The organism is Marinomonas sp. 63XJN7_9_ISO-PGPR-S23-217, from assembly GCF_056173515.1.
On sequence record NZ_CM149678.1, the window covers coordinates 488906 to 501795 of the forward strand.

Annotated in this window: 10 protein-coding genes; 1 reads left to right on the top strand and 9 read right to left on the bottom strand. The window is 47.2% G+C overall.

The window, feature by feature from the left end:
* Nucleotides 1-21: 21 nt before the first annotated feature.
* From AC0VYI_RS02165 to AC0VYI_RS02185, 5 genes are all read right to left on the bottom strand, one after another.
* A complete protein-coding gene (locus AC0VYI_RS02165) occupies nt 22-1677 on the bottom strand; it encodes a multidrug ABC transporter permease/ATP-binding protein (RefSeq protein ID WP_475447035.1) in 1656 nt (551 codons plus the stop codon).
* A gap of 111 nt (nt 1678-1788) precedes the next feature.
* Complete coding sequence (fhuB, locus tag AC0VYI_RS02170) at nt 1789-3768, bottom strand: Fe(3+)-hydroxamate ABC transporter permease FhuB (RefSeq protein ID WP_475447037.1); 1980 nt, start codon at nt 3766-3768, stop codon at nt 1789-1791.
* Nucleotides 3765-4628 carry an ABC transporter substrate-binding protein gene (locus tag AC0VYI_RS02175; RefSeq protein WP_475447038.1) on the bottom strand — a complete coding sequence of 288 codons (864 nt, stop codon included), beginning with the start codon at nt 4626-4628 and terminating at the stop codon, nt 3765-3767. The genes fhuB and AC0VYI_RS02175 overlap by 4 nt, the downstream gene beginning before the upstream one ends.
* A 14-nt stretch (nt 4629-4642) precedes the next feature.
* Nucleotides 4643-5407, bottom strand: coding sequence for an ABC transporter ATP-binding protein (locus AC0VYI_RS02180; protein WP_475447040.1), 765 nt, complete (start codon nt 5405-5407; stop codon nt 4643-4645).
* A gap of 334 nt (nt 5408-5741) precedes the next feature.
* Nucleotides 5742-7808, bottom strand: a complete 2067-nt coding sequence (locus tag AC0VYI_RS02185) for a phosphatase PAP2 family protein (protein ID WP_475447041.1) — start codon at nt 7806-7808, stop codon at nt 5742-5744.
* Nucleotides 7809-7925: 117 nt separating this feature from the next.
* On the opposite strand from AC0VYI_RS02185, the gene AC0VYI_RS02190 reads away from it, so the two are divergent.
* On the top strand, nt 7926-8240 hold the full coding sequence (locus AC0VYI_RS02190; protein ID WP_199476691.1) for a 4a-hydroxytetrahydrobiopterin dehydratase: 315 nt from the start codon (nt 7926-7928) through the stop codon (nt 8238-8240).
* Nucleotides 8241-8274: 34 nt separating this feature from the next.
* Here the strand turns inward: AC0VYI_RS02190 and AC0VYI_RS02195 are convergent, their stop codons facing one another.
* From AC0VYI_RS02195 to eat, 4 genes are all read right to left on the bottom strand, one after another.
* A complete protein-coding gene (locus tag AC0VYI_RS02195; RefSeq protein WP_475447043.1) occupies nt 8275-8928 on the bottom strand; it encodes a helix-turn-helix transcriptional regulator in 654 nt (217 codons plus the stop codon).
* Nucleotides 8929-9059: 131 nt separating this feature from the next.
* Nucleotides 9060-9941: an ethanolamine ammonia-lyase subunit EutC gene (gene eutC / locus AC0VYI_RS02200; RefSeq protein WP_475447044.1), complete on the bottom strand. Its 882-nt coding sequence runs from the start codon at nt 9939-9941 to the stop codon at nt 9060-9062.
* Complete coding sequence (locus tag AC0VYI_RS02205; RefSeq protein WP_475447046.1) at nt 9941-11359, bottom strand: ethanolamine ammonia-lyase subunit EutB; 1419 nt, start codon at nt 11357-11359, stop codon at nt 9941-9943. The genes eutC and AC0VYI_RS02205 overlap by 1 nt, the downstream gene beginning before the upstream one ends.
* A gap of 121 nt (nt 11360-11480) precedes the next feature.
* On the bottom strand, nt 11481-12857 hold the full coding sequence (gene eat, locus AC0VYI_RS02210; protein WP_475447047.1) for an ethanolamine permease: 1377 nt from the start codon (nt 12855-12857) through the stop codon (nt 11481-11483).
* Nucleotides 12858-12890 lie beyond the last annotated feature (33 nt).

Genomic DNA, 12890 nt, shown 5'->3' on the forward strand with positions numbered 1-12890 from the left:
CTTTTGCTTTTGTCCAATTGATTAAGAAACAATGCTCGAAAGCGCTTCTTCTGTATGGCGTTGGTTGTTTGAGTTGAGTTCGCTAAGCTGACCTAAATCCATTTTGAAAACTCGGTCTGCCGCATCGAAATATTTGTCATCATGGGTAATGGCGATAATGGTTACACCACGCTCTTTTAAGAGGGGTAATAGTTCTCGGTAAAACGTTTTGCGGAATTTGGGATCTTGGTCGGCGGCCCATTCGTCCAGTAAGACACAGCCACGTTGTTCCAATACCGCCATCATTAAGGCGAGTCGCTTGCGTTGCCCTTGGGAGTATCGAGTGTCGGAAAGGTAACCATCCTGATGAGAGACCTTATGTGCCATTTCCAGACGCGTCATCCATTCATCAATCACTGTGTTGTCCACGTTGTCGCCATGTCCATCCGTGATCTGATGGAATAGGTAGAAGTCGCTGTATACTGCGGAAAATTGCAAACGATATTCCGGCCATTTCTCCAGGGAAACCGGCTGGTCGTTAAGGAAAACTTGCCCAGAGTGGGGCCGGTAGAGACCAGTCAATAAGTTGGCAAACGTGGATTTGCCACTGCCATTACCGCCAATAATAAAGATGAGTTCACCTTGTTTAATGGTGAAGTCGATCGGACCAACCTGAAATGGCTTCTCATCACCGTCAGCTCGGTATTGGTAAACCACTTGCTGTAAATGCAACTGCTCAAAAGGGGCGGAAACTGGTTGCTGACTGATCAAGGCGCTATTTTGGCTTAATGACAAGTCTTCCAATTTTTGCATTGAGATATTGGCTGTCACTAAAGTGGGTAGGGAGCCGACAGCTGACATCAGTGGTGTGCGCATAAATAAGATAATTAACGCAAACGATGAAGCAACTGGAAAGCTGGCCCAGCCAAGCCCTAACGCGAGATAGAAGTTTAAACCGATGAGCGCCAGAACAATGGTGTTGGCCATGTTGGCCGCAAAACCGTTAAGAATGTCAGCACGGGTTACCTGATCGCGATACTGTTTGGCGTGTGGATCAAACTCATCATTGAAATAGCGTTTAGCGCGTCCCGGGTTTAACGATAGCTCTTTGCGCCCTTCAATAAAGGACTGGTAGTCTTGATACAACTTGTCATCGAATTCTCGCACCTGTGTGATGTGGTAGGAGATTTTATTCACCAGACTAAAACCGAAGAGTCCTGTCAACGCTAACAGTAAGACGCTGACGCCAAACAAAGGAAGAGATAAAAAAGCGAGATAGGCGAGGGCGATTAAGCAAAGCACCACCCCATAAATCAGTTCAGGCAGATGGACAAAGGCAAAGGTGACATTACGAATGTCGGTATTGAGTGACGCAAGCAAACGAGCGCTGCCGATGCTTTCTATTTGTTCGATATCAGTATTGATCAGTTTTTTGATAAGCTGACAGCGTTTTTTATAGACAAACTGATGCCCCAGTTTATGCAGTGCCACTTGGGCGACGGTAGCCGTTGCCAGCAAGACCGCCAACAGGAGGACAAATTGCCACAGGACCGAGGGGGTTAGGTCGTGCTGACTGAGTAGTCGGTATTGAATAAAAGCAATTACCCCGACCGTCAGGAGCGCGCTGGCCATACTGAGTAAGATGACAAAAGCCAGAGGTTTGCCTTGTTTGTCTGCAAGCTGCATCAGTAACTTCATGTTAGATCCATAAATAAACAGTTTTGATTTGTATTATCATTCTCATTAATTGACTTTGACACATTCCATGTTTTGCGAAGCAAGATACTAGTATGTTGGTAGAGCTATTTCCTAGAGCCGCCGTAAGCCCCACATCAGGTATAAGCCGCCGAGAATGGAGGCGACCATGCCTGCAGGTACTTCCTGTGGGTAGAGTAATTGTCGACCTAACCAGTCGGACAGTAACATCAGTAGTCCCCCTACCAATGATGAGGCGATCAGATGATCACGGGCACGACTAAAACCAAATAGCCGTGCTAAATGAGGCGCCATCAGCCCAACAAAACTTAATGGACCGACAACCAAGGTGGCAGCAACAGTTAAGCAAGCGGCTAACAGTAGCAGCAAGAGACGGGATCGGGAGACATTCATTCCCAATGATCGAGCTGTCGCTTGCCCTAGCGGTAAAACATCCAGCCATTTACTTAGCAAAAAGCCAATACTGACCAATAACAACGTCGCTATCGCTAAAGGCAACAAGGTTTGGTTTTTAACGTAATAGGTGGAACCGGATAACCAAGCTAAAAAAGCATAGCTACGTGGGTCGCCACCGGCGAGAATAAGACTTTGCACGGCATTCATCAGGGCCGTAATAGCGACCCCTGTCAACAATACCCGCTCCGGTTGAAATCCCGACTTATGATTGAGCAAGACGATTAACCCCATGACTATCAGGGCCCCCACCAGACCACCTATATAGAGTCCAACAAGTCCTGATGCAAGACCACTATAGAGGGTGATAATCAGACCAATGGCGATGCCAGAGCTGATACCAATCACCTCTGGGCTCGCCATTGGATTGCCGCTTAAGCGCTGAATGATGGTGCCTGCTACCGCGAGCATAATGCCAGCTAATAATGCCGCAACTAAGCGAGGTATCCGCAATTCCAACAAAGACCAATCGCCATTGAAGACTAGCCATTGCCAACCGTGGTTTTGAATAGACAAACTGGCAAACAAACAAAAACCCACCAGCAATGCCCCGCCTGTCCATACAATGGCGGATTTGCTGAGGTGATGTATTTGCTGATTATGTCGGGTTAATACGGTTTCCGCTTGGGCCTGATGACGAATGGCCAGTTTGGGGAGTAGCCATAACATAAGTGGTGCCCCCAGCGCTGCCGTGGCGGCTCCTGTCTGAACAACCATTTCCACCGTGTCTGGTAGTCGTTGAATCAATAAATCTGTCAGTGTTAGTAAGAGGGCGCCAAGTATCATGGACACTATTACTTTAGGTAGTAAACGACGGATGCCCATTAGCCGCGTAATGGCAGGAGCGGCGAGCCCAATAAAGCCAATCACACCAACACTGGCGACCACCCAAGACGTCAGTAGTACCGCTAGACCAAGACAGACAAAACGGAGCTTGGTTAATGACACCCCTAAACTTTTAGCTCCAGACTCGGTTAATTCTAATAAACTTAATGGCTTAAGGAATAAAAGCGCGATGAGCACCGCCACAAGAATGCGAGGCCATAAATAGGTGACATTGCCCCAGCCCGTTTGTACTAGAGAGCCCGCCCCCCAGATCATTAAACCAGAGAGTTTTTCTTGATTGAGCATCAGCAATACGGTGCTGAAAGCGCTGAAATAGAGATTAAGCACCAGACCCGCAATCACGACCACTGTGGGCGATAGGGCACGTCGCCAAGACAACAGAAAGACCAGCCCCATGGTAATGAGCCCTCCTGTTAAGGCAACCAGACTTTGAGAAAACGCCATCAGCCAAGGTGCATACAGTGTTGCCAGCATCAGGCTAAAGCTAGCGCCGCTAGCAATCCCCAAAGTAGAGGGCGAGGCAATGGGATTTCTAAGTACCTGTTGCAGCAACACCCCAGCTACCGCTAATGCGGCACCACACAATAAGGTGGTAAACAGGCGTGGCCACCAGGTTAATGACAACTCGACCGAGCGGCTAGACTGCCAGTTTGTCTGGAGTAAGCTAGCAAAAGCATGGTTAAGCCCACCGACGCTGTTTAGATGAGCGCCTATTAACAAAGCGACCAGAACGGCAAGGAGCGCCATCAGCGTGAAAGGAAGCGTCCGCATCATTTGCTCTCCTGGTGAATAGCAGTGGTTAATAGACGAGCAAAGCGTACCGTGGAAGGGATGGCTCCAAAGCTCCAAACGGGCGGGATTTTCAGCATCGGATGCCCTGTTTGTTTGACCAAGTATTGCCAGAAGGCATCCTGTCGTAGGTTCGCTTCCACACCTGCTGGTAATGGCTCGATGACGACAATTTGCCCTTTCACACCAAGCAGTTTGTCAATGCCAACTAGGGAAAAGCCCCACTTATTGGTCTGTCGGTGCCACGCACTTTGTAAACCGATTTGCTGAGCGGCAATGCCATACAGACTATTAGTGCCAAAGACTCGTACATGACGAGCGTCCATAAACTGCATCATCAACAAGGGTGGCGTATGGGCGGGAACCTGTTTAGAAAGGGTCGCCAACGTCGCCTGAGCCGATTGAATCAGTGATTTAGCAGCCGCTTCTCGGTGGGTGTCTTTCGCGAGGGTTTGCGTATAGGTTTTGAAGGCTTGCCATGAAACATCGCTTTTTTTATATAAGGCGATGTTTGTTACGGGGGCAATACGGGATAATTGTGGTGTTAGAGACTGAAACATCGGAGAGATAAAAATACGCTCTGGTTTTAGCTCCGCCAATCGTTCCAAATTGGGTTGAGTGCGCAAGCCAATATCGACGGTACGACTGGGAATAGCCGGGGATTTTACCCACGCGTTGTAGTCGGCTATCTGTGCCGCGCCGATGGGGTGAACGCCTAAGGCAAGCAGGGTTTCGATCTGCGTCCAATCTATGGCGGCCACTTTCATCTCACGCTCTTGTGCGACGGCGAAGTGGGTTGTAAACGTGATAGACAGCAGAAGCAAATAAGAAAAGGTACGTTTCATAACTTCCTACTTGGCTAGTAAGGCATGGCAACCGGATACCCTGCGGGGTGATCCGTAATGTGCATGTTGATACCGTAGATGTCTTCTAGGGTTTGTGGTGTAAAGAGGCTCTCAATAGAGCCTGAGGCAATCATCTTTCCACTGTGCAGTGCGACGATATGATCGCAGAAGCGCGCTGCCATATTGATATCGTGGATAACAATAATCACACCAAGGGATAACTCGCGACTGAGCTTTTTGATCAGATTAAGCATGTCTACTTGATGGGCAATATCTAAAGCAGATAGCGGTTCATCAAGTAGCAAATATTGCGTGCGCTGAGCCAGTAACATGGCGAGCCAAAGGCGTTGGCGTTCACCACCGGATAGGGTGTCAACTAAACGGTCCTGATAAGAGGTGGTATCGGTTAGCGCCATGGCTTCGTCGATGTATGTTTGATCCTGACGATTTAAACGACCCAGCAAACCGTGCCAAGGATAACGACCAAACCCAACTAGGTCTCTGCCCGATAAGCTGTCTGTTGCTGGGGTTTGCTGAGGAAGATAAGCCACTTGTTGGGCAAATTGTTTATGGGACCAAGAGTCGATAGCTTGACCATTTAGCAGAATATGACCACAGGTTGCTGTTTGTTGTTGGGCGAGCAGCTTAAGAAGAGTGGATTTTCCTGACCCATTATGACCGACCAAGGCGTAAATTTTTCCAGGCTCAAAGGTCATGGAAAAGTCGGCCAATAAGGCGCGGCCATTCACGTCAAATCCTAATGCTTTCGACTCTATCATTCCATTCACTCTCTGCATTACATGTGGTGTCGATGTCTGAGAGCAATATTTTTATATAATAATGACGTTAATGCAAATCATTTTCATTTAAAGTGTAAATATTTAGTACACTGAGACCTTTGCACTATGTCACTAGCGACGCCAAGATGCTGCAAAAACAGACGAGAAAGCGGAGTTTATCGCGATAAATGAGCATTTTGAGTCTGTTTTTAACAAAGTATTGGCAAGCACAGTAATCGTGCCAAGGTCTCACACTTTATGCATGATTTGGCATAAACAGCAATAGCCCTATCTATTTGTTGGGCTATTGCTTGGTTCGCGGGGAAAAGCAGACTTATTGAAAGGTCGCGATGAGCTTATTGTCAGTATATTGCAGACGAACTGGTAGAGGAGAAGAAATGGTCTCAAATTGACCTTGTAACTGGCGTCCCTCAATTAGCACGTAGCCTTTGCCTGCTTGAGGTTGAAAATGCGACAAATCTAAGGCCAATGTACCGCCAATGATAACCACGTTTCCTGAGGCTTGAATTTGGCTGGCGTCTTTATCCATGTCGATTTTAGTGGCCCCATTCAACTGAGTGTAGTTCGCGACCTTTAATGCACCTTTTGATGTCACATCCAAAATTCCATTTTTCAGATAGAGGTCGCCTTTACCCAAGGCATGGGCTGAGGCGGCTTCCAATACACCATTGTCAATAATCGTGCCACCATGATACTGATTGTTGCCCGTTAAAGTAAGAATGCCGCAGCCTTTCTTCGTTAGTTTTCCCTTGCCCGAAATAGGATTACGCCACCAATCGTGAGCATTAAAGGCGCCTTTATTGGCGTCCATATTGACCGTAATATCCCCATTAAAGGCACCGTATCCATCGGCAGCGGTGACTAAATCTAAACGGCCCCAACCATTTGATTGATCCAGAATAGGATAGCCAGAGGGCACTTCTGTGGTTGCCAGAACCGCACGGCGTTGTGCTGGGTTTAAGTAAGGCTGTCTGGTGGCCAGTAAGAGTTCAGCCCCTGCTGGTACAACGGGCCCTTGGTGTAACTTTCCTGTTTGACTAAAACCATAGGTCAGTCGTGATCGATAAAGGGCTTTCATCGCTTCGTGATTGGCAAACTTATTGTTATCAAATACATGGGTATTGACCTTATTGCCAAGTATTAAACCTTGCGGGTGCAACACTTTGTTGTGAGCGAAATAATACAAGAATTGTCTGGCCGCGTAAGCTTGTTGACCAAAGTAGGATTGCGAGTCGTTATAGGCTCTTTGTGCATCCGCCTGAATGTTCCTTTGGGATAAAGCGTAAGTTGCTACGGCTAAGGCGTGAATACGGCCACCGATCACATCTACGGGGGAATGCATGCCCGCTTGAATGCGGCTCTCGCCTAATTGCGACGCCCGAGTAAGCATCTCTGAATAACGCTGTGGCAAGGCGTAAGCATAGGCCATGGCCGCTAAGTAACCAGCATTGGTGTGTCCACTTGGATAGGCGCCATCTTTACGGCGGTTTTCCTGATTATTGGCAACAACACTGCTCTCATGATGACGACGTGAGCACATCAGGCCAGGCACGACCTTTACTTCGGATTGGTATTGATCAATCAGCCAGTCCGAATGCACGGTACCATTTTGCTGTACACAAGAATAAGGCGCGGTGCCTAGATAATGTATTCCGCCAGTTTTGTCCATACGCCATGGACGAGGGGTTGAATAAATGTACTTTGAGGCACTCGTGGAAGCTGGGGCTACCTCGCGAAAATCGTAAACCAGCTGATACACACTACCTAATGGCGCGTTTCGTTTCCCGGCAAACTTGATGTCATCATTATTCTTGGCATAGTAATGGGCGTTGCTAACAATGTCTTTGACAGTCGGCTGATCAATGTCTGTATAGGCGCCAGAAGCCGTTACATAGGCTTGTGTCAGAGGGCCATAGCCGTCAATCACACTGTAGTTTTTGCTGCGCTGATCATCCAAATAGGCGGCAATGGCTTGTTTATCTGTGCGCTGCTGGGTGACCTTGATCACATAAGCAATGTTTTCTTGCCAGATTTTTGGATTCACAATGGCTTGGTTGGCAAAACTGCTTGGTCCATTGCTATTGGCGTCGTTTTGCCACCCCTTTAGCCCGTTCGTCCAAATTTGATTCATGCCGATTAGTAGCGTTGCGATGGGGTTTTGCTCAATATTGTATTTCAAATTCCCTTTACTGTTGTTCGCACCATTTTGAATCACGGGCAAAGGGTAACCTACTTTAGGAACTGGAACCGTTTGTTCAAAGCCCAGCCCGATAGGCGGTAATGGTGTTGGTATTGTCGAGTTTGCTTGGGTGACGGAGCTGATGAAAAGAGTTAAGCATAACGAACTTTTAATAGGAGAGAGTGTAAAGGGTGTTTTCATTATAAGTGGCTTCCTTGGACATCGAGCGAGAGACGCGTTACTGTGAAAAGGTTAAGCTAAATGGGCAAGATGAAAGCTTAATGACAGCAATTTAAAAAGCTCTTCAACGGAGACGTTATGACAGTACAAAAGCTCAATGACAACGACGTTCAACAAGCCCTACATTCTCTTAATGAAAAATCCGATTCTAAGTGGACATTGGAAGACGACAAGCTCAGTAAAACCTTCAAATTTAAAGACTTTCAGCAAGCCTTTGGCTTTATGACCCTGTGCGCGATTTATGCGGAAAAGAAAGATCATCATCCTGAGTGGTTTAATGTCTACAACACCGTCAAAATACAACTGACAACTCATGATGTGGGCGGGCTTTCTGAGAAGGATTTTGATCTGGCAAGTAAAATGGAAGACAACGCGTCTTTCTTTACAAGGTAAAGTAGTTCAGACGACATCCTTGTCATAGGATAAGCTAACTATTTTTGGAAACCAGTAATCTTTCTAAGGTCTTGACGGAGTTGGGCAAGAGTCCAACTTTTAAGTCGAAGGGTTGGAACAGTTTGTTCACTATGTCCGCAGTGTAATTACCTTTATCGTTTTCGTTTTCAGAAAGGGTTTTGCGGGAAACGCCAACGAGATTCGCGAAGTCTTCTTGTTTTAAACCGAGTACTTGAATGCGCAATATTTTCAGCGCTTCTCCTTGACTAATATCGCCCATAATCAATTGTTTAATGATTCGCTGCATGGTCTTTTGTTTGTCATCGTCAACAAGAGGTTGCGAATTCTTAGAGGCTCGTGCAATGGGATTTTTTGTCTTGCCGTCGTCGGTTTCATCCAGCACGGCTGGGGTGTCATCAGTGACTGGAGTATGGCTTTTTTCTAAGGCTTGAATGGTTTCTTCGAGGGTTTCTTTCACGGCCTGTGTGGCTTCTTTTACGGGCGCAATGACCGATTCAACCTGTTCTAAAACTGTAGTGGGAGTAACGATGTCGGCCGATTTTTTTTTCTTAATCTTAGTTTTACCCTTTTGTTTGTCTTGGGCGTTTTTTTTAGACGCTTTTTTGCCCTTCTTTTTTGACTCTTTAGCTGGCGGGTAAACACTATCGATTTGGCCTTTCATTTTCATGCTACTACCTCATAAGTTCACTAATGATGACATGGATTGCGCTCTAATTTATAGCATAGTACGTTAATGTTAAGTATGTGTTTCAAAATGATTATTTATACAGGCTTTGCCATGCCGCTTGTCTAAAATCATCAGTCCGAAGCTGTTAGGAAGTTACGTGTGGAGTGGCCTGTATCAATGACAAGGTCGTCATCCGAGCGATCTTTAAGTTTCACGCCAGATAGCTTCAATTGTTTGGCTTCTTTTAATAAATAAAACGCCTTGCGAGCCGCTTCCTGATAATTCAGTCCGGCAGGGCGAATGTTTGAGATGCAATTGCGATACGCATCGGTATAGCCGACTTTGCCTCCCCAAGTAAGATACAAGCCTAAACTGTCTGGTGAGCTTAATCCAGGACGTTCACCAATGAGTACCAACACGCATTTAGCGTTAAGTCGCTCACAAATATCATCGCCAATGGCGACGCGGCCTTGTTCTACTAGGCATAAAGGAGCGATTGTCCAAGAAGGCGACTGATTGCCTAATATGGAAAACAAGGCATTGAGAAAGGGCTGGGTATTTTGCTCAATGGCTAGAGAAGATAGCCCATCCACAACGGCAATTACCAGATCATACCCCTGTGGATAACTGGCTTGGTGCTCATCTAAAAGTCGGGCGGATTCATCATCCAGTCGTCGTCCATAATCAGGACGCTGCAAGTAAATCGCACGATCCGCTGCTCGGCTGTGTAAAAACAAAGGCGCAGACTGAGGAGCCCAATCCTGTGCCATAAGTTGAGTCGCGAGTCCTTTGCTATCCAAATGGGTATGCACCGCGTCAATTGCCTGGGCATGAGCCAATTGAAAGGCTAATAAGTGCTTTGTCGGTACGCTAATACCGGCACGCCCCAGACCCACACGGGCATCCGTAAAGGCATTGAGTTTGTGCCATATATTCTCTGTCACCGCTTCGCTTGATGGTGGCTCGGAAGACGGCGTTGAATCCATTCGGTTTTTCGCATCGTCTGTGCCCATTATTGGCCTCCAATCAGACGGTTTAAGGGCTTATAAAAAGCATCGGGTAATTGCTGATTCAAAACAAACTGTTCGTTGTTCTTAAAAATCCCCATCTTGGCGAGCCAAGCATCGAACTCGGGGGCGGGTTTTAGCCCCAGTGCTCTTCGAGCATATAGAGCGTCGTGGAAGGAAGTTGTCTGGTAGTTGAGCATGATGTCGTCCGAACCAGGAATCCCCATCACGAAAGTACAGCCAGCGACGCCGAGTAGTGTTAGTAAGTTGTCCATGTCGTTTTGATCGGCTTGAGCATGGTTGGTATAGCACACATCACATCCCATAGGTAAGCCAAGTAGCTTGCCACAGAAGTGGTCTTCTAGCCCCGCTCGGGTAATTTCTTTGCCATCGTATAAATATTCAGGACCGATAAAACCGACAACCGTGTTAACCAGTAGCGGACTGAATTTACGTGCCACAGCATAGGCCCGTGCCTCACAGGTCTGTTGATCCAAACCATGATTGGCGTTGGCCGATAACGCGCTGCCCTGTCCTGTTTCAAAATACATAACGTTGTTGCCGACGGTGCCCCGCTTGAGGGATAAGGCGGCTGCCTGTGCTTCAGCTAAATTGGCAAGGTTAAATCCAAAACTGTCATTCGTCGCTTGTGTACCACCAATGGATTGGAACACCAAGTCAACAGGGGCACCTTGCTCGATGCATTCGAGGGTATTGGTAACATGGGTTAACACGCAGGATTGGGTGGGGATCTCATAATGCTGGATGACGTCGTCCATCATTTTGATTAAGCGCGTTGCTTGTTGCACATTGTCTGTCGCGGGATTAATGCCGATGACGGCATCTCCGTTAGCATAGAGCATGCCATCCAGCATGCTCGCCGCGATACCTGTTAAATCGTCTGTGGGGTGGTTGGGTTGTAAGCGGGTAGATAAATGACCTGGTAAGCCAATGGTGTTACGAAATGCCGTTTTTACATGACATTTTTTCGCCACGATAATGAGGTCTTGGTTACGCATAATTTTACTGACCGCTGCTGCCATTTCTGGTGTGACACCGGGGCGGATTTGCGTGAGCATCTCGCTAGTGGCCAAATCACTTAATAGCCAATCCCGAAAACCACCGACCGTCAGGTGAGATATAGGGGAAAAGGCCTGTTTGTCATGCTCGTCAATGATTAACCGAGTAATTTCATCGTCTTCATAGGGAACCAAAAGTTCTTCAAGGAAAAGCTTAAGTGGCACATCGGCTAATGTCATCTGCGCGACAGCGCGTTCTTCTGCGCTTTGGGCGGCGACCCCTGCTAGTCGATCTCCCGAGCGAGCGGGGGTGGCTTTGGCCATTAAATCAGCAAGGTCAACAAAGCCAAAGGTGCGTTCACCAAGGGTATAGCGAAAGGAAAACTTGGAGTCTGAATGGTTCATCAGTCAGTTACGCCTCTTATTATTTCGACGTTAAGTATAGAACGGTGACCTGTTAATGCATAAAAGGTAGTACGTTGTTGAACGTACCACCTCTATGCTGATATGCAAAGTAGCTGCCAGTTTAGATCGAGTTGGAACCACTTAACATGACATCACCCTGTGCGTTGTCACGTTGGTGTTTGGTAAGAGAGAAATAAATAAAACCAATGACCATAAAGCCTAAGAAAATCAGTGCGATAACAAGGTTAAACCACACCATCGCAATCAAGCAGACGACAGCTAGGGTCAACGCAATTGCTGGTACGATAGGGTACCCTGGGGCACTGAAAGTACGTTCTAGATTAGGTTCTGTTTTACGCAGCTTGAACAGGCTTAACATGCTGATGATGTACATTACAATGGCACCAAATACTGCCATGGTAATCATGGCTGCGGTTAAACTCATACCTTGTAGATTGATAATGCCATCACTGTAAATGGCGGCAATACCAATGATTCCGCCAGTGATAATGGCACGGTGCGGTGTTTGAAAACGCGACAATTTAGCCAGACCCGCAGGTAAATAACCAGCGCGAGCCAACGCAAAACCTTGACGAGAATAACCCAGGATAATGCCGTGGAATGAGGCGACAAGGCCAAACAAGCCAATCCAGACCAACATATGTAACCAGCCAGAATGTTCACCGACAACCATTTTCATGGCCTGTGGAAGTGGATCGTTGATGCTGGAAAGTGCTTTCCAATCACCCGCGCCGCCAGCCATAATCATCACGCCCATGGCCAAGAAGACCAAGGTCAGAATGCCACTAACGTAGGCTTTTGGAATGGTGCGTTTGGGGTCTTTCGCTTCTTCGGCTGCCATGGCAGCCCCTTCTATCGCTAAGAAAAACCAGATAGCAAAAGGAATGGCTGCAAAAATGCCAGACATGGATCCCAAGGAGAAGGTGTTAGAGCCGGCCCAGCCATTAATAACAAAGTTGCTGAAGCTAAAACCTGGGGCGACGACGCCCATGAAAACAAGCAGCTCGATGACCGCCAATACGGTGACAATCAGCTCAAAGGTGGCGGCAATTTTAACTCCCAGAATATTTAGCCCCATAAAAATAATATAGGCTCCAACGGCCGCTGTTTTCGGGTCTAATTCAGGGAATTGAACATTTAAATAAGCGCCAATGGCCAGCGCGATGGCGGGTGGCGCAAAGACAAATTCGATTAAGGTGGCAAGCCCCGCTATCAAACCACCTTTTTCGCCAAATGCCCGTCGACTATAGGCAAACGGTCCACCTGCATGGGGAATGGCGGTGGTTAATTCGGTAAAGCTGAAGATAAAACACGTGTACATAATGGCGACAACAACGGCGGAGATCAAAAAACCTAATGTACCAGCAACTCCCCAACCATAGCTCCAACCAAAATACTCTCCAGAGATAACGAGCCCAACGGCGATGGCCCATAAATGTATGGTACCTAACGTGGGTTTTAGTGTTTGTGTTGTCATTGTGACCTCTCAACATATGTTATTCGTCCTCTA